The following is a 24,792-nucleotide window of genomic DNA, read 5'->3' as shown; positions in this document are numbered from 1 at the left end:
GAGTTGGCTAGAATCACGACATGGCAGATGAGTCCGCCTCGTGGCGGGAGGTCGCGCGAGGCATGCACGACCCCCGCATCTCGGAACGCGACGGCGACCTCGTCGACCGCTCGGGCCTCGACGACGCCGAGGTCGACCAGGTCGTGCGCGTCATGCGGAGCCTGCGCGGCTGGCACGAGACGCAGCGCCGCATGAGCGAGGCCTCGCGGCGCTACATGAAGCTCAACGAGACCGACATGCGAGCGATCCGCTACCTCATCGCCGCCCGCAACCAGGGCGAGATCGCGACGCCGGGTGCGCTCAGCGCCTACCTCGGAATCTCGAGCGCCTCGACCACGAAGCTCCTCGACCGGCTCGAGCACGGCGGCCACATCGTGCGCGCACCGCACCCGACCGATCGTCGTGCGCTCGCGATCTCGGTGACGGACGCGACCCGCGTCGCGGCACGCGAGTCGGTCGGGCGTCTCCACGCCAGGCGCTTCGCCGTCGCCGCCGCGCTCACCCCCGCCGAGCGGGAGACGGTGATCCGGTTCCTCGACGCGCTGAGCGCGACCGAGCCCGACGAGGTGACCGAGCCCGAGCCGGACCCCGATCAGGCCTGACCGGTGACCTCGGGCGTTGCACCTGCTCGCTCCCACGACGCGACCGGGCCGTCGACGACCGTGAACAGCGGATGCGGGTCGGGCGTCACGACCGCCGACCAGCGTTCGGCGACCTCGGGACTCCGCGCCGCGAGCTTCGCCCGCAGGTGCCGCCACTCCAGGTCGAGCTGACCGCTCGTCACCTCGATGGCTGCCGCCGCGCCGCGCCGGTGCACCTTGGTCGTGTCGAAACGGTAGCCCCGGGCGCTCGCCTCGTCGGCGACGGCGGCGAGGTAGTCGCCGATCGCCTCCAACGGCCGGCTCGCCTCCCGGAACCGTTCGAGCTGCGGGTGCCGCGTGTATCCGCGGGTGGCGCCCTCGAGCACCGCCTGCGCGAGCAGCGTCTCCCGCCAGCAGGCGGTGAGGCCCTGGCGGTCGAGGTACCGGGGGTGCAGCGACCAGATCCGCATGGCAGGCAGCCTATGCGCCGACCGGCGGACGGACCGCTTTTGGCCGTTCGCTCCGGAAGGGGGAGACTGGAGACATGTCTTCCCCCGCTGCCGAAGCGGCAGCCGACGCGTTCCACACCGATTCCGACGCAGCGCAGACGCTCGAGGGGTACACGGTCTTCGCCGTGCTCCGCCGCGATCCCGCTCGTCCCGACGACTTCGACGGCCACGACGTCCCCCGCGTCGTGTCCGAGCTCGACGGCGTGATCTCGCTGATCGAGAACGAGGGCGTGACCCTCCGCGGCATCTACGACGTCTCCGGCCTCCGTGCCGACGCCGACGTCATGCTGTGGCTGCACGGCCCGACCGCCGAGGGCCTGCAGTGGGCGCTCCGCGAGCTGCGCCGCGCCCGGCTGCTCAAGGCGCTCCTGCCGACGTGGAACGCCATGGGCGTGCACCGCGACGCCGAGTTCAACAAGGCGCACGTGCCCGGGTTCCTCCGCGGCCTCGAACCCAAGGGCTGGCTCACGGTCTACCCGTTCGTGCGCAGCTACGACTGGTACCTGCTCGACCCCGCCGAGCGCAGCCGCATGCTCGCCGAGCACGGCCGCAAGGGCGCCTCGTTCCGCGGCGCCATCGCGAACACGGTCGCCGCGTTCGCCCTCGGCGACTACGAGTGGCTGCTGCCGATCGAGTCCGACGAGCTCACCGAGCTCGTCGACATGATGCGCGAGCTCCGCGCCACCGACGCGCGCATGCACGTGCGCGAAGAGGTGCCCTTCTACACCGGTCGACGCATCTCGACCGCCGAACTCGTGGAGGTCCTGCAGTAATGGCGCACTACGACGCGATCCTGCTGTCGTCGTTCGGCGGGCCCGAGGGGCAGGACGACGTGATCCCGTTCCTGCGCAACGTGACCGCCGGCCGAGGCATCCCCGACGAGCGCCTCGAAGAGGTCGCCCACCACTACCGCCATTTCGGCGGCGTGAGCCCGATCAACGAGCAGAACCGGCAGCTCAAGGCCGCACTCGAGGCGGAGCTCGCGAAGCGCGGCATCGACCTGCCGGTCTACTGGGGCAACCGCAACTGGGCGCCGTACTTCGGCGATGTCGTCGCCGAGGCCGAGCGCAACGGCCACACCGAGCTGCTCGGCCTCGTCACGAGCGCGTACACGAGCTACTCGGGCGTCGGCCAGTATCGCGAGGACTTCCAGAAGGCGACCGCGGGCACGGGCGTCGCGATCGACCGGGTGCGCGAGTACTTCGACCACCCCGGCTTCGTGCAGCCCTTCATCGAGGGCGTGCGGGATGCCGCGGCGGAGCTCGCCGCGGAGGGCGTCGCCGCCGACCGCACCCACATCATGTACGTGACCCACTCGATCCCGACGCGCGCGTCGCAGGAGTCGGGCGCCGGCTTCGAGGACCGCGTCGGCACGGGCGAGGGCGGGGCGTACGTCGCCCAGCACCTGGCCGTGGCGCAGGTCATCAACGAGGCGGCCGCGTCGTCGTCGCCGTGGTCGCTCGTGTACCAGTCGCGCTCGGGTGCCCCTTCGACGCCGTGGCTCGAGCCCGACATCAACGACGCCATCGAGGAGCTCGCCGTCGGCGGGCTCACCGACGCGATCGTCATCGTGCCGTTCGGCTTCGTCTCCGACCACATGGAGGTCATGTGGGACCTCGACAACGAAGCCGTCGAGACGGCGGGCGAGCACGGGCTGAAGGTCCGTCGCGTCCCCACCCCGGGCGTGCACCCCGCGTACGTCGCGGGCCTCGTCGACCTCGTGCTCGAGCGCGTGAACGACGTGCCCGAGGCCGAGCGCCCGCACCTCACCGCCCTCGGCCCCTGGCCCGACCACGCGCGCGTCGCCGGCGGAGCGGTGCTCGATCCCGCCCAGGAGGCGACGTCGCGATGACCGCCGTCATCCGGGTCGGCACCCGTGGCAGCGCGCTCGCCATGGCGCAGACGCGCCAGATCTCCGAGCGCATCGCGAAGGCCGCGAACGCCGAGATCGAGCTCGTGCCGATCACGACGCAGGGCGACACGTCGCGGGCCTCGCTCGCGTCGATCGGCGGCACGGGCGTGTTCGCCGCGGCCCTGCGCGAGGCCCTGCTCGCGGGGGAGTGCGACCTCGTCGTGCACTCGTTGAAGGACCTGCCGACCGCCGAGCACCCGGGCCTGCGGCTCGGTGCGGTGCCCAAGCGGGTCGACGCGCGCGACGTGCTCTGCGCACGCGACGGGCTCACGCTCGACGAGCTGCCCGAGGGCGCGCGGGTCGGCACGGGCTCGCCGCGCCGCATCGCGCAACTCCGCGGCGCCCGCCCCGACCTCGAGGCGGTCGACCTGCGGGGCAACGTCGACACCCGGCTGGGCCGGGTGCACGGCGACGACGCCGACCTCGACGCGGTCATCCTCGCCGCCGCCGGACTCGGGCGCCTCGGCCGATCGGACGTCGCGACCGAGCACTTCTCGCTGGGCGACTGGCCGACCGCACCGGGCCAGGGGGCCCTCGCGATCGAGGTGCGCCGCGAGCGCGGCGACCGCGACCTGGAACGCGCGCTCGAGACGATCGACCACCGTGCGTCACGGGCGACCGCGCTCGCCGAACGTCTCGTGCTCGCCGGGCTCGAGGCCGGATGCGCCGCACCCGTCGGGGCGACGGCCTTCGTCGAGGACGAACTTCTGTTCCTGACGGCGAGCGTGTACAGTGCCGACGGGACGCGACGACTCACGAGCTCGCACGCGACCACTCCTGACAGCCACTCGGCCGCCGATCTCGCGGTCGCAGCGCACGACGTCGCAGACCGCGTCGTCGCAGAACTCCTCGGCAACGGCGCCGCAACCCTCGTTCCCCCAGAGGAGCAGCCGTGAGCGAATTCGAACCGATGACGGGCGCGATCAACCTGCCCGCGTCGGCCGGCGGCGCCAAGCCGCTCGCCGGGTGGCGCGTGCTCGTGCCGCGCGGCGGTCCGTGGGGCGACGGCGTCGCCGCCGCGCTGCGCGCCCGCGGCGCCTCGCCGATGGTCGCCCCGCTCATCAACTTCGCACCGGCCGACGACCAGCCGGCCCTCGAGGCCGCACTCGCCAAGCTCGCCGCAGGCGGCTTCGACTGGCTGACGATCACGAGCGCGACGACCGTCGACGTGCTCTCGTCGTACGGCGCCGTGATTCCCGAGACGACGAAGGTCGCAGCAGTCGGCGAGACGACCGCTGCCGCGCTCGGCGCCGCGGGGTACCACGCCGACATCGTGCCGTCGGAGGAGAACTCGGCGCGCGGCATGCTCGAGGAATGGGAGGCCGCGACCGGCGGGGCGAAGGGGCTTCGCGTGCTCGCGCTCCGCTCGGCGATCGCCAAGCAGGTGCTCTCGATCGGCCTCGAGCGAATGGGCCACCACGTCGAGGCGGTCGTCGCCTACCGCACCATCGGCGTGCCGGTCTCGGCCAAGGTCGCCGAGGACGTGCGGGCCGGCCGCGTGAACGCCGTGCTCGTCACGTCGGGCAGCGTCGCCGAGCAGGTGCAGGACCAGCTCGGGCCCCTGCCCGAGTCGACCCTCGTCGCCGCCATCGGCCCCCAGACGAAGAAGGACGCGGCGAAGGTCGGCCTGCGGGTCGACGTCGTCGCCCGCGAGCGCTCGGCCGAGTCGCTCATCGACGCCGTCGTCGACGCCGCCACCGCACTCGCGTGAGGCGCCGAGCGCGGGCCCGCAGCACTGCGTCGCCGCGGGAGACGCGATGACGCGGACCGACTCGCCCGAGGCATCCACGTCGCTCGAGACGCGGCCGCGCCGCCGCTGGGTGCCCGTCGTCGGCACCCTCGGGGTCGTGCTGGCGGTCATCGGCGCCGCCGCGTTCGCGACCAAGGGCATCGTCGTCAAGCTCGCGCTCGCCGAGGGCGTCGACTCGCTCACCACGCTGACGTGGCGAATGATCGTCGCCGTGCCGGTGTTCGCGACGGTCGGCCTCGTCGGCGTGCTCCGCCACCGGGGCAACCGCACGCCGACGGGGGAGCGGGTGCTCGACGTCGCCTCGGCGCTGCAGGCCGCCGGCGTGGGGGCCATCGGCTACTACCTCGCGAGCCTCCTCGACTTCACCGCCCTCGAGTACATCTCGGCGCAGCTCGACCGGCTGATCCTGCTGCTCTATCCGTTCTTCGTCGTGCTGTTCGGCGTCGTGTTCTTCCGCCGCAAGGTCACCCGCGTGATGATCGTCGGGCAGGTGCTCAGCTACCTCGGCATCGCCGTCATCTTCTGGCGCGACCTGAGCCTCGCGGGCGACCACGTGCTGCTCGGCGCGACCCTCGTGCTCGGAGCGGCGATCGCGTACGCCGTGTACCAGATCCTCGCGAAGCCCCTCATCGACCGCATGGGGGCTGGGCTCTTCACCTCGATCGCGATGAGCGGGGCGGGCGTCGCGATCGTCGTGCACTTCGCGGTGACGCACCCGATCACCGACCTCGCGGTTCCCGGCGAGGCGTGGCCGCTCGTCATCGCGATCGGGCTCGTCTCGACCGTGCTGCCCGCGTACTGCATCTCGGCGGCGATCGGCATGATCGGCTCGGAGCGCACGGCTGTCATCGGCAACGTCTCGCCGGTCATCACGATCGTGTTCGCCGTGTGGCTCCTCGGCGAGCCCTTCACCGTCTGGCACGCCGTCGGCACTGCCCTCGTGCTCGTCGGCGCCTGGATCTTCGCGATGCCGCGTCGTCCGCGCGCGCGAGTCGGCGGATAGCGCCGCCGAACCACCTTTGCGCGCCTGAGTCGGGTTCGAACACGACTCCCGCGCGCGAACCCGACTCACGCGTTTCGCCGACCCGCCCGAACGACGTGGGGCGCGTGCTCGTCGAGCGTGCGCCCAGCCGGGCGCGCGTAGGCTGGTCCGGTGAGTTCCGCGCCCCTTCCCCGCGTCCGACCGCGCCGGCTCCGCGAGACCCCGGCCCTGCGCCGCCTCGTCTCCGAGACCCGCCTCGACCCCGCCGACCTCGTGCTGCCGATCTTCGTGCGCGAGGGCGCGGCGGCCCCCGTGCCGATCGGCTCGATGCCGGGGGTCGTGCAGCACTCGCTCGAGAGCCTGCCGCAGGCGGTCGACGAGGCCGCGGCCGCCGGGCTCGGCGGGGTGATGCTCTTCGGCGTGCCCGCGGTGCGCGACGCGCGCGGCTCGGGCGCGACCGACCCCGACGGCATCCTCAACGTCGCGACGCGCGTCGCCGCCGAGGCATCCGCCGGCCGCCTGGTCGTGCAGACCGACCTCTGCCTCGACGAGTTCACCGACCACGGGCACTGCGGCGTGCTCGACGAGCGCGGTCGTGTCGACAACGACGCGACCCTCGAGCGCTACACCGCCATGGCGCTCGCCCAGGCGCGTGCCGGCTCCGAGCTGCTGGGCCTCAGCGGCATGATGGACGGCCAGGTCGCCGCCGTGCGCGAGGCGCTCGACGACGCCGGCCGGCAGGACGTCGCGATCCTCGCCTACTCGGCGAAGTACGCGAGCGCGTTCTACGGTCCGTTCCGCGACGCGGTCGAGTCGACGCTCGAGGGCGACCGCCGCAGCTACCAGCTCGACCCCGGCAACCGCCGCGAGGGCCTGCGCGAGGCGATGATCGACATCGACGAGGGCGCCGACGTCGTCATGGTGAAGCCCGCGGGCGGCTACCTCGACGTGCTCGCCGACGTCGCCGCCGCGAGCGAGGTGCCCGTCTGGGCGTACCAGGTGTCGGGCGAGTACGCGATGATCGAGGCCGCCGCCGCGCACGGCTGGATCGACCGCAAGCGCGCCGTCGTCGAGTCGGTGCGCTCGATCAAGCGCGCCGGCGCCGACGCCGTGCTCACGTACTGGGCCGTCGAACTGGCCGAGTGGATCCGGAAGGGGGACGCCGCGTGACCGCGACGCCGACGAACGCCGAACTGTTCGCCCGCGCGCAGGCCGCGATCCCGGGCGGGGTGAATTCGCCCGTGCGCGCGTTCCGCTCGGTCGGCGGCACCCCGCGCTTCTTCGTCTCGGCGAAGGGCGCCTACCTCACCGACGTCGAGGGCCGCGAGTACGTCGACCTGGTCGCCGGATGGGGGCCCGCGATCCTGGGCCACGCCGACCCGCGGGTCGTGCAAGCGGTGCAGGATGCCGCGGCGCGAGGCCTCTCGTTCGGCTCGTCGACCCCCGCCGAGACCGAGCTGGCCGAACTCGTCGAGGGCCGAGTCGCACCGGTCGAGCAGCTGCGGCTCGTGTCGACGGGCACCGAGGCGACGATGAGCGCCATCCGCCTCGCCCGGGGATTCACCGGCCGCGACCTGCTCGTGAAGTTCGCCGGGCACTACCACGGCCACTCCGACGGCCTCCTCGCCGAGGCGGGGTCGGGCCTCGCGACGTTCGCCCTGCCCGGCTCGGCCGGCGTTCCCGCCGAGATCGCCGCGCTCACCCTCGTCGTGCCCTACAACGACCTCGACGCGCTGCGCGCCGTGTTCGCCGAGCACGGCGACCGCATCGCCGCCGTCATCGTCGAGGCGGCGGCCGCCAACATGGGCGTCGTGCCGCCCGCGCCGGGCTTCAACCGCGCGCTCGTCGACCTCGCCCACGCCAACGGCGCGCTCGTCATCAGCGACGAGGTGCTCACCGGATTCCGCGTGTCGGAGGCCGGCTGGTGGGGCGTCGAGGCGCGGCACGAGGCATCCGCCTACACGCCCGACCTCATGACGTTCGGCAAGGTCATCGGCGGCGGCATGCCGGTCGCGGCCCTCGGCGGCCGCGCCGAGATCATGCAGCGACTCGCCCCGCTCGGCCCCGTCTACCAGGCCGGCACGCTCTCGGGGAACCCGGTCGCGGTCGCCGCGGGCATCGCGACGCTGCGCGCCGCCGACGCCGCGGTGTACGCGAGGCTGGATGCCGCGGCCGAGGCGATCAGCGAGGCCGTGACCGCCGCGCTCGCCGCGGAGGGTGTCGCCCACCGGGTGCAGCGCGCCGGCAACCTCTTCAGCTTCGTGTTCGGCGAGGACGTCGCGGGCGACGAGGTGCGCGACTACGCGACCGTGCAACGGCAGGAGTCGTGGCGCTACGCCCCGTTCTTCCACGCGATGCTCGACGCCGGCGTCTCGCTGCCGCCGAGCGTGTTCGAGGCCTGGTTCGTGACCGCGGCCCATGACGACGTCGCGATCGGGCGCATCGTCGAGGCGCTGCCGGCCGCGGCTCGGGCTGCGGCACGCGCCGTTCCGTCGGTCGGGTAGCGACGAAGGAGCGTCCCGAGGCCGCTGAGCGGCGGGTTGCGATGCACCTCTTCCGGCGTCGGGCGCGACTCGACCGGCGGTTGTCCCAGGTTTCGGGCAGGATGGGAGTATGGCGAAGCTCCGCGTGCATCACGACCGGGTCGAGGTCCACCTCACCGCGGCCGAGAAGTCGCTCGCGCTCCGTGCCGACGACCTCGTGGTGCAGCGCGACGACATCCGGTCGGCGACCATCACCGACGACCCGTGGATCTGGATCCGCGGCATCCGCCGACGCGGCACCGAGGTGCCCCTCGTCATCGCCGTCGGCGTGTGGAAGTACCACGGCGGCAGCGACTTCGTGATCGTCAAGGGCAAGCGCCAGGCCGTCGTGCTCGAGCTGGCCGACGGCGAGTTCGCCCGCATCATCCTGAGCACGAACCACGCGGCCGAGCTCATCGACCGCCTCCGGCTCACCCCCGTCGACGACCCCGCCGACGGCGCCGGCGAGTAGTCGCCGCGAGGCTCGGCGACCCGTTCGTGGCGCGCCCGCGTCATCTCGTCGCGCCCGGATTCGGCGGCACGACCGCCCTCGTTTAGGATGTCCCCCGGATGCCGCGGCCCTGCCGCGCCGCCGTCCGGGGGATGTTCGTCGCCGTCGGCGGTCTCGGCGAGGCGTCCGTCACCCGAACCCCACCGGCCCCGCCGGTGACCCGAACAGCTGGCAGGAGGGGCGCAGCTCGTGGCGAAACGCCTGCCCTCGGCACCACCCGTGCTCTCCGGGTACAGCTACGTGCGACCCCTCGGCACCGGGGGCTTCGCCGACGTGTTCCTCTACGAGCAGGACCTGCCCCGCCGCGTCACCGCCGTCAAGGTGCTGCTCGTCGACGTCGTCGACCCCGACGCCCGCCGCTCGTTCACGGTCGAGGCCGACGCGATGGCCCGGCTGAGCGCCCACCCCTCGATCGTCACGATCTACCAGGCCTCGATCTCGGCCGACGGCCGCCCGTACTTCGTCATGGAGTACTGCCCCGAATCGCTCGGCGCCCGCTCGAAGCGCGGCCCGATGCCCGTCGGCGAGGTGCTCGACATCGGCGTGCGCATGGCCGGCGCCCTCGAGACCGCGCACCGATCGGGCCTGCTGCACCGCGACATCAAGCCCTCGAACCTGCTCGTCAACTCGCTGGGCGCCCCGGTGCTCGCCGACTTCGGCATCGCGGGCGCGATCAGCGACGACGGCACGGGCGACACGTTCGCGATGTCGATCCCGTGGAGCGCCCCCGAGGTGCTCGGCGAACGCACCACCGGCACCGTCGCGACCGAGATCTGGAGCCTCGGTGCCACGCTCTACACGCTGCTCGCCGGCCACAGCCCGTTCGAGCTGCCCGATCGCAGCCGCAACACCGTCGATCAGCTCTCGCGCCGCGTGCTCGGCGCGAAGTTCACGCCGCTCGCCCCGCGCGGGGTGCCGGCCCGCATCGACACCGTGCTCTCGACGGCGATGCAGCGCGACCCGGCTCGTCGCTACGGCACGATGGCCGAGTTCGGCGAGGCGCTGCGTTGGGCCCAGTACGAGCTGGGCGTCGCGCCCACGAGCCTCGAGGTCGCGTCGCCCGAGTGGGCGGCTGCGGCGCCGCTCGATTTCGCGGATGCCTCGGAGCGCGGCCCCGTCGTCACCACCGTGAACCCCGACTCTCGTCGGGCGGGCCGGGCGGCCGCCGTCGCCGCGGCGCGCCCTTCAGGACCGCGCGTCGACGACGGCGGCCTCGCACCCGCCAGGGCGCGCGGCGGCGTGTGGAAGCCCCTGCTCATCGGCGTCGGTTCGGCCGTCGTCGTCATCGGGCTGGCCGCGGCCGGGCTCGTCCTGTCGGGGGCGATCTGATGGCGGGCCGCCGGGGCGCGATCATCGCCTCGATCGCGGGGATCGCCGCGGTCGCGACCGTCGTCACGCTCGCGGTCACGGCGAACGGCTACGAGGCGCAGGAGGTGCCCCAACTCGAGACCTCGATCTGGGTGACGCGCGACGCCGGCCAGTACGCGCGCGTCAACACCGACCTCGCCGAGATCGACCTCGTACGCGACGTCGACGACCCGAGCACCGTCGTGCAGTCGGGCTCGACGGCCGCGATCTACAGCCAGGGCCTGCGGCAGCGCTGGGCGATCGACCCCGCCGAACCCGTCGACCTCGTCGCTGAGGACGGCGGCGGTTCGGTGCCCACGCCGACCGGAACGCGCGACGTCGTCACGGCGGGCGACTGGGTCGCCTACCGCACCGACACCGGTACCGTGCACGCGGGGCGCATCGACGGCGACGACGCCTTCCCGGTCGACCCCTACGCCGAGGCTCGCAGCGACGACGGAGGCGACGGCGAAGGCGACGAGACGTACGCCGCGACCGCCGTCGGCGTGTCGTCGGCGGGACTGATCGCGATGTACTCGGCCCGCGAGGAGGCCGTTCGGCTCTACGACGCGTCGACGGGCGAGTTCACCGGCGGCGAGATGGGGGTGCCCGAGCCGCCCGCGGCCGACGCGTCCCTCGAGCTGACCGTGCTCGGCGAACGCTGGGTCATGCTCGACCCCGCCGACGGACGCGTCTGGCTGTCGGGGCGCGACGCGCCGGTCGCCCTCGACGTGGCGCCCGACGCGCGCCTGCAGCAGGGCTCCGGCCCCGAGGCATCCGTGCACGTCGCCGACTCGGCCGGCCTCGTCGAGCTGCCGCTCGACGGCGGCGACGCCGATCGCGTGGTCGAGGCGAGCGGGGCGCCCGCCCACCCGATCCTCGTGGGCGACGAGCTCGTGGCGGCCTGGCTCTCGACCGACGGCGGGGCCGTGTGGACGTCGAGCGGCGGCGAGACGGTGCCGCTCGAGGTGCCCGAGGGCGAGGCCGCCGGCGAGGGACCGCAGTCGCTCACCCCCGTGCTTCGCGGCAACGGCGACCGAGCCGTGCTCAACGAGACCTCGTCGGGCATCGTCTGGACGGTGCCCGACGGCCGCGTGGTGCCGCTCGAGCAATGGGAGCTCGACGACGAGATCGAGGACCGGGTCGGCACTGAGGAGGTCGAGGACCTCGCCCGCCAGGAGCCGCCGGTCGCCGTGGCCGACAGCTTCGGCGTGCGGTCGGGCCAGCAGGTCGAGCTCCCCGTGCTCTACAACGACCACGACCCCAACGCGAAGGACGTGCTCACGGTCGACCCCGCGTCGATCACGGGCGGCTTCGCCGACCCCGCCTTCGGCGAGCTCGCGCTCACCTCGAACGACCAGACGCCGACCGTGCGGGTGCGCGCCGAGTCGGGGTCGACGACGTTCACCTACGCGGTGACCGACGGGTCGGCGAGCTCGGCGCCCGTGACGGTCACGCTCACCGTGGTGCCCTCCGACGTGAACTCCGCACCGGTCTGGTGCGGCGTCGACGACTGCCTGCAGACCTGGCCCGAGCCGCAGCTCATGCCCGGCGGCACGGCGCTCGTGTCGGTGCTGCCCGGCTGGGTCGACCCAGAGGGCGACGCGTTCGTGCTCGCCGACGCCCAGCCCGTCGACGCGAGCGCACCGGTGACGGTCGTGCCGATGGCCGACGGTCGCGTCGCGATCCGCCACACCGACCCGAACGCCGCCGCCGAGAAGGTGCAGGTGCGACTCACCGTCGCCGACGTGAACGGCGCGGCGACCGAGGCCACGCTCGACGTGCGCGTCACCACGAGCGCCTCGCTCGAGGTCGCGCCGGTCGCGGTGACCGCGGGTGCCGGCGAGACGGCGATCGTCGACATCGCCGAGCACGTGAGCGGCGGCTCCGGCTCGTTGCGACTGCTCGACGCCGTTCCCACGGCCGCGGCCGCAGGCGCCGGGCTCGTCGTCGTGCCGAACGCCGCCGCCGGCGAGGTCGAGCTCTCGGCCGAGAAGCCGGGCGCCTACCTCGCGACGTTCACCGTGCAGGACCTGGTGACCCGCGCCGAGCAGACCGCGACGATCCGCGTCACGGTCGCAGCTCCCGGTGCGCCCGTCGCACTCGCCCCGATGACGGCGTTCGTGCGTGCGGGCGAGGACACGATGGTCGACGTGCTCGGCGCGGCGCAGAACACGAGCGGTCGCGTGCTCGTCGTCACCGGCGCGGTGTCGGGCAGCCCCGAGCTCGGCGTCGGCGTCGTCGCCCAGTCGCAGGTGCGGGTGACGGGCGTGACCCGCAACGGCGAGCCGGGCCTCGTCGGCCGGGCGAAGGTGACGGTCGCCGACGGTGCCGGTGCGACGGCGACCGGCGACCTCAGCGTGTTCCTCGTCGCGCCCTCGGCGGGAATCAGCCCCATCGCGATGCCCGACACGGTCACGATGCGCGTCGGCGAGCTCATCTCGATCCCCGTGACCGACAACGACGTGAGCCCGCGCGCCGAGGCGCTCGTCGTGCACCCCGAGGTGTCGAGTTCGGGCGCCGACGGCGAGCTCGCCTTCGCCTCGGGCGACGAGGTGCGCTACCTCGCGCCCAAGACGCCCGGCACCTACGAGCTCGGCTACGCGGTCGGGCTCGCGCAGGCGCCCGAGCGCCTCGACCACTCGACCGTCACGGTGACGGTGCTGCCCGACGGAGCCAACCGCGCGCCCGAGCCGCACCCGCTCGTCGCCCGCGTGCTGAGCGGCCAGAGCGTGCGCATCCCCGTGCCCTCGACCGGGATGGACCCCGACGGCGACCGCACCGTGCTCGTCGGCGTCGCCCAGCCCAAGGCGGGCCTCGGCATCGCGACCATCTCGGCGGAGGGCGACGCGATCGTCTACACCGCGCCCGAGAACGGCACCGGAGACGGCCAGCCGTCGTTCGAGTACACCGTGCGCGACGCCTCGGGCTCCGAGGGCGAGGGGCGCGTGCGAGTCGGCGTGCTCACTGCCGCCGTGACCGACGCCGCACCCGTGACGTTCAGCGACTACGTGCGCGTGCAGCAGTCGGCCGCGTCGCCCGTCACGGTCGAGCCCGCCGGCAACGACCTCGACCCCGCCCAGGGCGAGCTCGAGCTCGTCAAGGTGGTGCCGAACGCGCCCGAGGGCAGCCCCGAGCACGACCGGCTCGCCGCGCTCATCGACCCGTCGACCGATCCCGCCGCCGGTCGCGTCGTGCTGCACCCCGGCGACGTCGCCGGTTCCAACTCGTATCGCTACACCGTGCGATCGGAGCGCACCTCGAGCACGGCCGAGGGACTCATCGTGGTCAAGGTCACCGAGGGCGAGTCGCCCGACGCACCCGTGGTCGCCGACACGGTCGTCACGGCGCGTTCGCGCGCCGACCTGCCCGAGAAGGGCCTCGACGTGATCGCCGGCCATGTCACCTGGGCCTCGGGCGACCTCGCCGCCCTCGAGCTCGAGCTGTGGGGCAAGGCGCCCTCCGGGTTCCGGGTCGAGGGGCACCGCATTATCGGGCCGCTGCCCGACGGGGGCGCGCTCGTGCCGTTCCGCGTGCACGGCGCCGACCGCGCCGGGCGCGACGCCGAGGCGTTCGGCTTCCTCGTCGTGCCCGCGACCGACGACCTCCGCGTGCAACTGCGAGGGGACCTCGACGACCTCGAGGTGAAGGAGGACGCGAAGGTCTCGTTCGACGTGCGCGAACTGCTCGACCTCGCGCCCGGAGACTCGGCCGAGGTCGGCACCGACGGGTACACCGTCCAGCGCGCGAACGCGACCTGCCGCCCGGTCGCGGGCGGCGGTGCCGAGTACGCGGCCGGGCGCGACGCACCGTGGAGCGACCACTGCCTCGTGCCCGTGCGCCTCGACGGCCAGAAGAGCTGGTCGTGGGTGGGCGTCCCGATCGCGATCGTGCCGCGCGACCCGCAGGCCATCCTCTCGGCCGTGAGCCGCACGGTGGCGCCGGGTGCCTCCGAGAGCGTCGCCCTCTACGACGAGATGACGACGTGGGAGGGCGGCCGCGAGGGCGACCGCGCGAAGCTCGACTACTCGATCTCGTACTCGGGCAGCGCGTTCACCGTCGAGCAGAAGGGCGAGGGCGTCACCTTCGAGGCGCACGCGGATGCCCGCCCGGGCACCCGCGAGACCGCGACCGTCAGCGTGAGCGCGTTCGGGGGGCTCACCTCGGCCATCACGCTCGTCGTCGGCCAGGCGCCGCCCGACACTCCGCGCGGCGCCGTCTTCACGCAGCAGTGCTCCGTCGGCGAGGGCGCCTCGTGCACGATCGCGGTCGTCGGCGTGCCGGGCGAGTACGACCCGTTCTCGGGCAAGACGGGCGCGGGCCTCAAGCTCGCCGGCCTCGGGTCGGGCGCGAACAGCTGCCAGGTCGCGAGCATCCGGGCCGTCGACGACCGCTCGGTCACCGTCACCTGGCCGACCGGCAAGAATGCGTTCGGCGGCGAGTGCGTCGTGCCGTTCTCGGTGACCGACGCGCAGGGCCGTTCGGGCGACGGCCGGCTGACGGTCGACCTGCTCGGTCTGCCGCAGGCGCCCGCGTCGGTGTCGACCGCCGACTACACGGCGAACTCGGTGACGCTCGAGGTCTCGCTCGGCGAGGCGCTGCGCGCCCACCCCGAGGTCATCGGCGTCGAGATCCTCGAGGGCGAGCGCGCCGTGCGCGCCGACTGCAAGCCGGGCGCCCCCGGGGTGTGGTGGTGCACGGTCGGCGGGCTGACACCCGGTGAACGGCACCGGTTCGCGGCGCGCGCGGTCAACAGCGTCGGCGTCTCGACCGCGACGAGCCCCGTCGAGACGTGGAGCTACAAGGCCCCCGTCATCTCCGCGGCCTCCGCGTCGCCGGTCTACCGAGAGGGCACGACCGGTCCGAACACGGGCGTCGTCGAGCTGCGCATCTCGGCGGAGCGCGATGCACGCTCGTTCCGGGTGCAGGAGACCGGCCAGGTCATCGACCGCCGTGGTGCGACCACGACGACCGAGCTCACGCTCGTGCCCGGCCCGCAGATGCTCACGCTCGTGCCGATCAGCATCTACGAGCCCCCGACGGGCCGCGGCGGCAACGAGGGCGGCAACGCCGTCGTGCCGATCACGGCGGCCGGGTCGCCCGTCCTGAACCCGAACGGCATCGCGGCGGCCGCGGCGTCGAACACCTCGATCCTCGTGACGGGCGTCGGCCTCGACGCCAACCACAGCGCTCGTGCGTCGGAGCTCGTGTACCTCGCATGGCAGCGGGGCGACGCGCGGTGCTGGGCCGACGGCGACGGGGGGCTCCAGACCTCGGGCGCAGAGGTCGTCTCGAGCTCGTCGACGATCGCCGGGCTGCAGGACAGCCAGCGCTACTACATCAAGGCCTGCGCCTCGAACGGGTACGGCGTCGTCGAGACCGAGACGGTGCGCGCCGACACGATCCACGACGTCGACCCGCCGAGCGGCACGCTGACCTACACGGTCGCGACGGCGCCCGCCGGCGGCGGCGATCACTTCGAGTACCGGCTCGAGCAGGCGCCCGTCGTCGAGGCCGACAACGGGTTCACCCCGTACTTCTACATGTACGGCGAGTGGCGCGAGGACTTCGTGCTCGAGACGTGGGGCACGCCCGGCGACGTCAAGGTGAGGACCTGCAAGCGGTCGTGGTTCGACACGAAGTGCTCCGGCGACGTCGCCATCGTCGCGAAGACCGCGCCGACCGAGGTCACGGTCGACTTCGCGACCGGTTGCATCCCCAGCCAGGACGAGATCGGCGTCACCGTCTCCGACGCGGCGCGCGGCTCGTACGAGATCCGCAACTGGCGCCAGACCGACCCGACGAACGCGCCGCTCGCGGTCGCGTACGACCTCGTGTTCACCGGCGCGTTCATCGCGCTCGATCCGATCCCGCGCACGGGCGAGCTGTGCCCGCCGCCCGAACCGACGCCGACGCCGACGCCGACCCCGACGCCCGAGGCGCCGGCGCCCTGACGTCGCAGCACCAGCCCCGAGACATCCCCGACCGCCCTTCGAGAGGAACACCACCGTGACGATCGCCCCGGAGCAATCCGCCTGGTTCGCCGAGACGTTCTCGCTCATCGCCGACAACGTCGAGCAGGCCGTGCTCGGCAAGCGCCACGTCGTCGAGCTCGTGCTCGCGACGGCGATCTCGGGCGGCCACGTGCTGCTCGAGGACGCCCCCGGCACCGGCAAGACCGCGCTCGCCCGCGCGATCGGCCAGACCATCCACGGCACCAGCTCGCGCATCCAGTTCACGCCCGACCTCCTGCCCGGCGACGTCACCGGCATCACGGTCTACGACCAGAAGGCCGGGCAGTTCGAGTTCCACGCCGGCCCGGTGTTCGCGAACATCGTCCTCGCCGACGAGATCAACCGCGCGAGCCCCAAGACGCAGTCGGCGCTGCTCGAGGTCATGGAGGAGGGCAACGTCACGATCGACGGCGTCACCCGCCCGGTCGGCAATCCGTTCATGGTGATCGCGACGCAGAACCCGATCGAGCAGGGCGGCACCTACCGCCTGCCCGAGGCGCAGCTCGACCGCTTCACCGTGAAGACCTCGATCGGCTACCCCGACGAGGCCTCGACCATGCGCATCCTGCAGGCGGTCGGCGCACCGAAGCCGCGCCTCGAGGGCATCGTCGGCACCGACACGGTCGTCGCGATGACCGAGCTGAGCCGCGGGGTCTACGTGAACCCGCTCGTCTCCGACTACATCATGCGCATCGTCGACGCGACCCGCCGCGCCAGCGAGGTGCGCCTCGGTGTGAGCGTGCGCGGTGCCATCGCGCTGTCGCGCCTCGCGATGACCTGGGCCGCGGCCGCGGGCCGTACGTATGCGACCCCCGACGACGTGCGCGAGCTCGCCGTCGCCGCGCTCGCGCACCGCCTCGTGCTCGAGCCCGAGGCCGAGTTCGACGGGGTGACCGCGATCGCCGTGGTCAACCAGATCCTGCTCGACGTGCCGGCGCCCCGGGAGAACGGCGTGGCGTGACCGAACCGACCGATCTCCTCCACAAGCCCGCGACCGCCGACACGCTCACCTCGACGCGTGGCGCGACGGTCACGAGGCTCTCGCGCACGCGCCGCGGCCCCGTGGCCGAGGGTGCGGCGCGACTGCGCCGCGGCGCGCGGTGGGCGGGCGGCGCGGTCCTGCGCGCCGTCGAGTGGGTGCGGGAGACGGTCTCACCGGCGGGGATGCTGCTCGCAGGGCTCGTCGTCGCCGGCATCGCCTGCGGTGCCGTGTTCGGGTGGTTCGAGGCCTGGGTGGTCGCGGTGATGGCGGCGACGCTCCTCGTCGTGTGCGTGCCGTTCCTGCTCGGGGCGCACGACTACCGGGTGAAGCTCGAGCTCGACCGCGACCGGGTGGTCGCCGGCTCCGAGATCCGCGGCACCCTCGACCTCGTCAACAGCGGGTCGCGGCCGTCGCTGCCGGGCGTCGTCGACATCCCGGTCGGCAAGGGCCTCGTCGAGGCGCACATCCCGCTGCTGCGCGGCGGCGGGCATCACCGCGAAGAGCTCGTGATCGCGGCGCAGCGCCGGGGCATCATCGACGTCGGCCCGATGACGGTCTCGCGCGGCGACCCGTTGCGGGTGCTGCGACGCGAGATGAGCTGGCCCGAGGTGCAGCGCGTGCACGTGCACCCGGTCACGGTGGCGCTGCCGCCGTCGAGCGCGGGCCTCATCCGCGACCTCGAGGGCGCCCCGTCGAACCAGCTCGTCGACGCCGACCTGTCGTTCCATGCGGTGCGCGAGTACGTGGTCGGCGACTCGCAGCGGCACGTGCACTGGAAGTCGACGGCCCGCACCGGCAAGCTCATGGTGCGCCAGTACGAGGAGTCGCGCCACGCCCGCATCGCCGTGCTGCTCGACCTCGACCTCGACGGCTACTCGAGCGACGACGAGTTCGAGACCGCCGTCAGCGCCGCCGCCTCGCTCGGCGTGCAGGGCGTGCACGAGGGTCGCGACGTGCTCGTCGGCGTGAGCGCCTGGCTCGACACCGCCGACCGCGGCGCCGTGCAGTCGATGCGGTCACTGCCGACCGTCACGCCCCGCGTGCTGCTCGACGGCATGTCGGGCCTCGAGGGCGGCTCCGCCGCCGGAACGGGTGCACGCGTCATCCGCCTCGAATCGGTCGCGGCCCTCGTCGCCCAGTCGTTCGGCGACCTCTCGATCGCGTTCCTCGTGACCGGCTCGCAGGTGCCGCTGCAGCGGCTGCGTCGGGCCGCGATCACCCTGCCGCCGGGCATCACGGTCGTCGCGGTGCGCTGCGAGCCGGGCGCCGAGCCCGGTGCGCGCCGCTCGAGGGAGCTCACGGTGCTCACGCTCGGCGAGCTCGGCGACCTTCCGCAGCTGCTCGCGAGGGGAGCGGTGCGATGACCGACGCGAACGGCCCCCGCACTGCTGCCACCTCCGCGGTCTCCGCCGCGGCGCCGGCCGGCGCCCGGGCGGCGTCACGTGCACGCGACCGCGAGTCGACGCGAACCGCGCTCGGCATCGGCTACGTCGTCGTCGCCGGCCTGCTCGCGACCGTCGCCGCCTGGCCGGTCTACGCCTCGGTGCGCATGCTCGTCGTCGCCGTCGTCGCCATCCTCGCGGGACTCGGGCTCGCCGCCCTCGCCCGCGCTCTGCCGCTGCACGGCGTCGTCAAGGCGATCGTCGTCGTGCTCGCGACCGCCGCGGCGTACGCGATCGTCGTCGTGCCGGTCGCGATCCCGTCGGCGATGGCCGATGCGCCCAGCTGGCTGCGAGGCATCCGCGACGGCTTCGTCGGCGTCGTCGTCGGCTGGAAGCAGCTGCTCACCCTCTCGCTGCCCCTCGGCGAGTACCAGGCGGTGCTCGTGCCGTTCCTGGTCGTGATGCTCGTCGGCACGCTCGTCGCGACGCTCCTGGTCGTGCCCGACCGTCGCACCTCGCCGCTCGCCGTGATCGTCGGACTCGCGATGTCGGGCTTCGGCCTCGCCTTCGGGTCGTCGACGCTCAGCGACCCCTTCGTGATCGGGCCCGTGTCGGTGCCCGCCCCCCGTGAGCTGCTCGTCGGCATCGGGGGACTCGCCGCCGCGCTGGTCTGGCTGCTGCTGCGGTCGCGCTCGATCCGGGCGGTCGCACTGCGCCGGGCGACCGCGGGCACCGTGCAGCGCGCGGGCCTATCGGGCTGGCCGGCCTGGCGCCGACGCGGACTCGCGGGCGTGCTCGTCGTGCTGGCGCTCGTCGCCGGTGCCGTCGCGACGCCCGCGGCCGCCTCGCTCGCCGACCGCACGGCGCTCCGCGACCGGGTCGAGCCCGAGGTCGTCGTGCGGCAGACCGCCACCCCGCTCGCGAGCTACCGCGCCGCGTTCGGCGCCGACCGCATCGACGAGACGTGGCTCGAACTCGACGGCAGCACCACGGGCGTGCAGCGCCTGCGGCTGGCGACCCTGGAGGACTACGACGGCGAGACCTTCCACGTCGCGACCGAGGGCGCGGCGTCGCGGTTCAGCCGGTTGCCGCGTGCCGCGGTGCGTGCGCCCGGCGACGTCGCGTTCGAGGTCGCCGTCGGCGACGGCTACGCGGGCATCTGGGTGCCCGCCCCGCTCGGGCTGCGTGCCGCGCCCGACTTCGGCGGGGCGCGGCAGTCGGCGCTCGACGACGGCTTCCACCGGTCGGCCGACGGATCGACCGCCATCAGCATCGCGAAGATCCCGGATGCCTCGGCCGCGCCTCCGAGCGTCGCGCGAGGGCTCGCGCCGGGCGACGTGTACGACCTCGTCGCGGCGCCCGACACCGTCGCGGCGCAGCTCGGCGAGCCCGGTGCGAGCGCGCAGCTCGACCTCGAGGAGTACCCGGCGCTGTCGGCGTGGCTCGAGCTGCAGGCCCAGCCGAACTCCGCGTCGGGCTTCACCGAGCTCGTGCAGCGCCTCCGCGCCCGCGGCTACCTGAGCCACTCGGCGGTCGACGGTCCCGACGCGGCGGGCTGGATCGGGCAGCTCGGCGGCGGCTACTCCTTCCTGCCCAGCTACTCGGGTCACTCGAAGGCGCGCATCGAGGCGCTCTTCACCGAACTCGTCGACCAGCAGCGTCTGGCGGGTCCGAAGGCCTCCGACGCGGCCCTCGTCGCCGGGATCGGCGACGACGAGCAGTTCGCCGTCGCGACCGCGCTCATCGCCCGCGCCCTCGGCTACGACTCGCGGGTCGTGCTCGGGTTCCGGCTGCCCGGTGCCGATGAGGTGCCGGGGGTCGCGACCTGCACCGACGTCTGCAGGGGCGGTGCGCTCACGGTGTGGACCGAGGTGTCGAGCAGCGGCACCGACGGCTGGGTGCCCGTCGACGCGACGCCGCAGTTCGAGGTCGCGCCGAGCCTGATCCAGGAGGGCGAGCAGCTGCCGCAGCACCCGACGACGCCCGATCGGCCGGACACCGCGACCGTCGATCCGCCGTCGGCGCAGAGCGAGTCGAGCGACGCCGCCGCGGCGCCGCCGAAGGACGACACGGTGTTCGGCTCGTCGCTGTTCGCGACGCTGCGCTGGGTCGGCCTCGGCGTCGCCGCCGCACTGTTCCTCGTGCTCCCGCTGATCGTGCTGTTCGTCGTGAAGGGGGCGCGCACGCGACGGCGTCGCAACGACCCGGTACCCGAGGTGCGCATCGTCGGCGCGTGGGACGAGCTCGTCGACCTCTACATCGACCACGGCGTGATCGACTCCGAGCGCGCCGTCCGCGCCGACACCGCCCGCGCGGCCGGTCGTCCTGCGGCCGTCTCGCTCGCCTCGCTGGTCGCCCGCGCGGTGTTCGCCGGCGACCCGCCGTCGGCCTCCGACGCCGATGCGGCGTGGGCGATCGTCGACACCGAACGGCGCGAGCTCCGCGCGGCTGCTCGCGCTCGACGCCGACTTTCCGCGAGGCTGTCCCTCGCCTCACTCTTCCACCCGTTCCGACCTGCTCGCGCATCACTCGAGGAGCCCGCACGATGACCAACGCCGACACGCAGCAACTCGCCGCGCTCTCGCTCATGATGCTCGGCATCTCCTTCCTCGTCGCCGTCGGCGTGTACGTCTGGTACGCGGTGATGTTCGCGAAGGTGCTGAAGCGCTTCGGCCAGCCCGCATGGTCGGCGTGGGTGCCGGTGTACAACGAGATGCAGCTCTTCAAGATCGGCGGTCAGCAGCCGTGGCTCGCACTGCTGCTCTACGTGCCGCTCGCGCAGATCGTGGGCATCGTGTTCAAGGTGTTCGCGCTCCACCGCATCAGCCAGCAGAGCTGGCGGGGCATCGGCACGACGGTGCTCGGCGTGCTGCTGCCGCCGGTGTGGGCGACCGTGCTCGCGTTCGGCCCGTCGCCCGACCCCGAGCAGGGTCGTATGCCGGTGCGGAGCACGCCGGCCGGTGAGATCCCGCCCGTCGCTCCGACCGGACCGCTCGCGGGCACGGCTCCGGGCGCGCCCGCACCGGCCGCGGCAGCGCCGTCGACCCCGGTCGCTGCGCCGGCCGCTCCCGACGGATGGTTCCTGGCGCAGCAGCAGCAGGCCGGACCGGCGCCGATCGTTCCGCCGGCGCCCACCGCGGCGCCCGTCCAGCCCGCGGCGCCCGTGCAGACCGCGCCGCCGGCCTCGTGGGCGGCACCCGCCAACGCCGCGCCGCCTGCAGCTGCCGTGCCCGGCTCCGCGACGGTCGCCGGCCCGGCCGTGCCGCCCCCGGCCTCCGCCGAGCCGGGCGGAACCGGCGCGACCGGAGGCGCCGCGGCGCTGTCGTCGCTCTTCGCCCCGCCGAGCGACGCGCCCCCCGCACCCGCCGCTGCGCCCGCCGAGCCGGCACGCATTCCCGGACGCATCGAGCCGCTGCCGCCGGCGCCGGTGATGCCGCCGCCCGCGGCGACGCCGGTTTCGCCCGCCGCGACGCCCCCGGCACCGCCTGCTGCGGCCCCGGCACCGCCTGCTGCGGCCCCGGCAACGCCTGCTGCGGCCCCCGCCCCGCCCGCGGCGGCCCAGCCCGTGCCGTCTCCTCTGCCGGGGCTGCCGGTCGCGCCGCCGCCCGGCCTCGCCGCAGCCGCCGCGACGCCCATCGCCGGTTACGACCCCGCCGACGCGGAGACGATCGTCACGGGCGACGGCGAGGACGACCCCTTCGACCGGACGGTCGTCGTCACCCGGCGGCCGACCGTGCCGTGGCGCCTCGTGCTCGACGACGGGAACCCGCTCTCGCTCGACGCCGTCGTGGTCGTGCTCGGCCGGAACCCGCGCGAAGCGCTCACGGGCGAGCAGCGCCTCGTCGTGCCCGACCCGAGCCGCACGCTGTCGAAGACCCACGCCGTGCTCCGCCTCGAGGGCGAGCAGTGGGCGATCACCGACCTCGATTCGACCAACGGCGTGATGGTGCCCGACGGCTCGGGCGTCGACCAGCTCATCGACGCGGGCGTGCCGACGCCCGTGGGCGACCGATTCGTGCTCGGCACGCTCGGCGTCCGGCTCGAGCGCGTCGACGAGACCGCGGGCGGCCGATGACCGACGCTCGTGCCGTGATCCTCTCCGCCGCCGCCGCGACCGACGTCGGGCTCGTCCGGCGCGCCAACGAGGACGCCGCCCTCGCCGAATGGCCCGTCTACGTCGTCGCCGACGGCATGGGCGGGTACGAGGCGGGCGACCGGGCGAGCGCCGCGGTGGTCGCGGCATTCCGCGAGCACGTCGTCGGACAGCAGCTCGCGACCGTCACCGACGTGCGCTCGGCCCTCGCGACGGCGAGCGACGCGGTCGCCGCCGTCGCCGCGACGACGGCCCGCGGCGCCGGGTCGACGGTCGCCGGCATCGCCCTCGTCGACGACGACGGCGAACCCGCATGGCTCGTGTTCAACGTCGGCGACTCGCGCGTGTACCGCCATCACGGCACCGTGCTCGAGCAGCTGACCGTCGACCACTCCCTCGGCCAGGAGCTCGTCGACAGCGGGGCAATGCAGCCCGAGGACCTCGCGACGTTCGAACGGCGCAACGTCATCACGCGCGCGATCGGCGCACCCGACTCGACCGCCGACAGCTGGCTGCTGCCCGTGGTGAACGGAGAACGGCTGCTCATCTGCAGCGACGGGCTGACCGGCGAGGTCAGCGACGAGGGCATCCGGGCGACGCTCACCATGAGCGGCCGCCCCGAGTCGGCCGCGGCCGCACTCGTGCAGCGCGCCCGGCAGGCCGGCGGTCGCGACAACATCACGGTCGTCGTGGTCGACGTCGTCTCGGGCGGCATCGACGAGCAGGGCGACGCCACGACCGGGCTGCCGCGACCGACACCGCCCGAGGGGCCCGAGGTCGACGACGAGACCACGATTCCGGTGCGGGGACGCTCATGAGCGACGACACCGACCTGAACGACACCGACCTGAACGTCGACGGCGTGATCGCCGACCGGCACGACGAGGACGCCACCGTCGTCATCAGGGCGGCCGGCGATCCCGACGCGACGATCGTGGTCGAGCGCGGCCATCCCGATGCCGCGGCTCCCGGGGCCGATGCGGCGGATGCCGCCGACGATGCGACGGTCGTCGTGCGCCCGGCCGACTCCGACGACGCCACCCGGGTGGTCGAGCGCGGCGACCAGGTGAAGCAGCGCCTCACGCACGGCGAGCCGGTCATGAACACGCCCCGCCGTCGCGATCGACGCCGCCCGGCCCCCGCCCCGGTCGCCGAGGACGTGCTGCGCACCGCCGAACCCGGTGCCGGCCCCGGCCCGCTCGAACGCTACGAGGTGCGCGAAATCGAGGCATCCGCCCCGCCCGCGCCGCCGCGGTTCGCCGACGGACCGCCGGCCACTCGCGCGACCGACCGCCCGCTGCCGTCGGTGCGCCGCCGGACGCGACGCAGCGCCGCGGCGGCGATCGCCGTCTTCGCGGGGGCGTGCCTCGTCGCCGTCGGCGGGCTCACGGCCGTCGCCCTCGTCGTGCTCGGCGAGCTGCTGGGCTGACCGGTCCCTCGCTCCGGCGGTGCGCTCCGCCTCAGGCGAAGGCGAACAGCACGAAGCCGATCAGCGGGAGCGTGCCCTGCATCAGCGCCGGCTTCAGATAGCCGCGACCCGTCGTCGTGAGCACGGCCGCCGCGAGGAACATGCACGCCGTGGTGAACAGCACGAGCGTCTTGCCGACGGGCATCGCGCCGGCCCAGTACAGCACGAGCCCGAGGGCTGCGCCGATGCCGAGGAACAGGTTGTAGAAGCCCTGGTTGTACGCCATCGGGCGCGTGGCGTCGGCCTGCGCCTGGTCGGCGACGCCGAACCGCTTCCAGGTGGACGGGCGCGTCCACAGCACGCTCTCCATCAGGAAGATGTAGCCGTGCAGGAGGGCGGCGAGGGCGACGAAGACGGTTCCGATGACGGCGGCCATGCCGCGATCGTACGCGCAGTGGATGCCTCGTGGCGGGCGCCGCGCGTGGAGCCGCACCGCGATGAACGGATCTGGGGCGGCACCGGCCCGCAGGCATGCCGGCCGTACCGAGCGGGTGTCGACGTCAGGCGGCGTCTGTTGCGAGGTGGGTTGCGGGGTCGGGTGGCGGTGGTGATGGTGAGAGCAGAGCATGATCCCGTTGTCGAGATCGGTCGTGCCCTTGTGGCGCTTCCACCACCTGATGCGGTGCGGCTGGGTGTGCGACGGTGGCCCTGTGCACCCGGGCCACGCGCACCCGCCGCAACGGTGCCCGTCATTCGCGCCCAACGAGCGCCGGGCGATGTCGGCGAGGGCGTCGAGTTC

General features: G+C 73.9%; 19 protein-coding genes. 17 read left to right on the top strand and 2 right to left on the bottom strand.

The annotated features are described in order from the left end of the window. The first annotated feature begins 20 nt into the window (after positions 1-20). On the top strand, positions 21-602 hold the full coding sequence (locus LR269_RS02305) for a MarR family winged helix-turn-helix transcriptional regulator (RefSeq protein WP_231429093.1): 582 nt from the start codon (positions 21-23) through the stop codon (positions 600-602). Here the strand turns inward: LR269_RS02305 and LR269_RS02300 are convergent. Next, positions 593-1,051 (bottom strand): pyrimidine dimer DNA glycosylase/endonuclease V, encoded by a 459-nt coding sequence (locus tag LR269_RS02300; protein ID WP_231429092.1) that lies wholly within the window; start codon positions 1,049-1,051, stop codon positions 593-595. The genes LR269_RS02305 and LR269_RS02300 overlap by 10 nt on opposite strands. A gap of 74 nt (positions 1,052-1,125) precedes the next feature. Between LR269_RS02300 and hemQ the strand changes: the two genes are divergently transcribed. From hemQ to LR269_RS02220, 16 genes are all read left to right on the top strand, one after another. Beyond that, entirely contained in the window at positions 1,126-1,863 is a 738-nt protein-coding gene (gene hemQ, locus LR269_RS02295; protein ID WP_231429091.1) for a hydrogen peroxide-dependent heme synthase, read from the top strand. Then, the gene (locus LR269_RS02290; RefSeq protein ID WP_231429090.1) at positions 1,863-2,942 is read left to right on the top strand and encodes a ferrochelatase; all 1,080 of its coding nucleotides are present in this window, start codon (positions 1,863-1,865) and stop codon (positions 2,940-2,942) included. Before hemQ ends, LR269_RS02290 begins: the two co-directional genes overlap by 1 nt. After that, positions 2,939-3,898: a hydroxymethylbilane synthase gene (hemC, locus tag LR269_RS02285; RefSeq protein ID WP_231429089.1), complete on the top strand. Its 960-nt coding sequence runs from the start codon at positions 2,939-2,941 to the stop codon at positions 3,896-3,898. The genes LR269_RS02290 and hemC overlap by 4 nt, the downstream gene beginning before the upstream one ends. Positions 3,899-3,912: 14 nt before the next feature. Next, positions 3,913-4,713, top strand: coding sequence for a uroporphyrinogen-III synthase (locus tag LR269_RS02280; RefSeq protein ID WP_231432205.1), 801 nt, complete (start codon positions 3,913-3,915; stop codon positions 4,711-4,713). Between the two features lie 46 nt (positions 4,714-4,759). After that, positions 4,760-5,755, top strand: a complete 996-nt coding sequence (locus LR269_RS02275) for a DMT family transporter (RefSeq protein ID WP_231429088.1) — start codon at positions 4,760-4,762, stop codon at positions 5,753-5,755. Between the two features lie 150 nt (positions 5,756-5,905). Then, positions 5,906-6,904 (top strand): porphobilinogen synthase, encoded by a 999-nt coding sequence (hemB, locus tag LR269_RS02270; protein ID WP_231429087.1) that lies wholly within the window; start codon positions 5,906-5,908, stop codon positions 6,902-6,904. Further along, positions 6,901-8,238, top strand: coding sequence for a glutamate-1-semialdehyde 2,1-aminomutase (gene hemL, locus LR269_RS02265; protein ID WP_231429086.1), 1,338 nt, complete (start codon positions 6,901-6,903; stop codon positions 8,236-8,238). The genes hemB and hemL overlap by 4 nt, the downstream gene beginning before the upstream one ends. 109 nt (positions 8,239-8,347) lie before the next feature. Then, positions 8,348-8,728 carry a hypothetical protein gene (locus tag LR269_RS02260; RefSeq protein ID WP_231429085.1) on the top strand — a complete coding sequence of 127 codons (381 nt, stop codon included), beginning with the start codon at positions 8,348-8,350 and terminating at the stop codon, positions 8,726-8,728. Between the two features lie 228 nt (positions 8,729-8,956). Continuing rightward, on the top strand, positions 8,957-10,096 hold the full coding sequence (locus tag LR269_RS02255) for a serine/threonine-protein kinase (RefSeq protein WP_231429084.1): 1,140 nt from the start codon (positions 8,957-8,959) through the stop codon (positions 10,094-10,096). Continuing rightward, on the top strand, positions 10,096-16,068 hold the full coding sequence (locus LR269_RS02250; RefSeq protein WP_231429083.1) for an Ig-like domain-containing protein: 5,973 nt from the start codon (positions 10,096-10,098) through the stop codon (positions 16,066-16,068). Before LR269_RS02255 ends, LR269_RS02250 begins: the two co-directional genes overlap by 1 nt. A 55-nt stretch (positions 16,069-16,123) precedes the next feature. Further along, positions 16,124-17,089 (top strand): MoxR family ATPase, encoded by a 966-nt coding sequence (locus LR269_RS02245; RefSeq protein ID WP_231429082.1) that lies wholly within the window; start codon positions 16,124-16,126, stop codon positions 17,087-17,089. Continuing rightward, entirely contained in the window at positions 17,086-18,474 is a 1,389-nt protein-coding gene (locus LR269_RS18960) for a DUF58 domain-containing protein (RefSeq protein WP_231429081.1), read from the top strand. Before LR269_RS02245 ends, LR269_RS18960 begins: the two co-directional genes overlap by 4 nt. Beyond that, positions 18,471-21,041, top strand: coding sequence for a transglutaminase-like domain-containing protein (locus LR269_RS02235; protein WP_231429080.1), 2,571 nt, complete (start codon positions 18,471-18,473; stop codon positions 21,039-21,041). Before LR269_RS18960 ends, LR269_RS02235 begins: the two co-directional genes overlap by 4 nt. Beyond that, the gene (locus LR269_RS02230) at positions 21,038-22,567 is read left to right on the top strand and encodes a DUF5684 domain-containing protein (protein WP_231429079.1); all 1,530 of its coding nucleotides are present in this window, start codon (positions 21,038-21,040) and stop codon (positions 22,565-22,567) included. The genes LR269_RS02235 and LR269_RS02230 overlap by 4 nt, the downstream gene beginning before the upstream one ends. A gap of 14 nt (positions 22,568-22,581) precedes the next feature. Beyond that, the gene (locus LR269_RS02225) at positions 22,582-23,403 is read left to right on the top strand and encodes a PP2C family serine/threonine-protein phosphatase (RefSeq protein ID WP_231429078.1); all 822 of its coding nucleotides are present in this window, start codon (positions 22,582-22,584) and stop codon (positions 23,401-23,403) included. Beyond that, positions 23,400-24,014, top strand: a complete 615-nt coding sequence (locus LR269_RS02220) for a hypothetical protein (protein ID WP_231429077.1) — start codon at positions 23,400-23,402, stop codon at positions 24,012-24,014. Before LR269_RS02225 ends, LR269_RS02220 begins: the two co-directional genes overlap by 4 nt. A 31-nt stretch (positions 24,015-24,045) precedes the next feature. On the opposite strand, the gene LR269_RS02215 is transcribed toward LR269_RS02220, so the two are convergent. Then, positions 24,046-24,429, bottom strand: a complete 384-nt coding sequence (locus LR269_RS02215) for a DUF1304 domain-containing protein (RefSeq protein ID WP_231429076.1) — start codon at positions 24,427-24,429, stop codon at positions 24,046-24,048. Between the last annotated feature and the right edge of the window lie 363 nt (positions 24,430-24,792).

Source organism: Agromyces sp. S2-1-8 (genome assembly GCF_021129215.1).
Classification (GTDB): Bacteria; Actinomycetota; Actinomycetes; order Actinomycetales; family Microbacteriaceae; genus Agromyces; species Agromyces chromiiresistens.
Note: the sequence above shows the minus strand (reverse complement) of the source record. Positions and strands in the feature narration are given on the sequence as shown.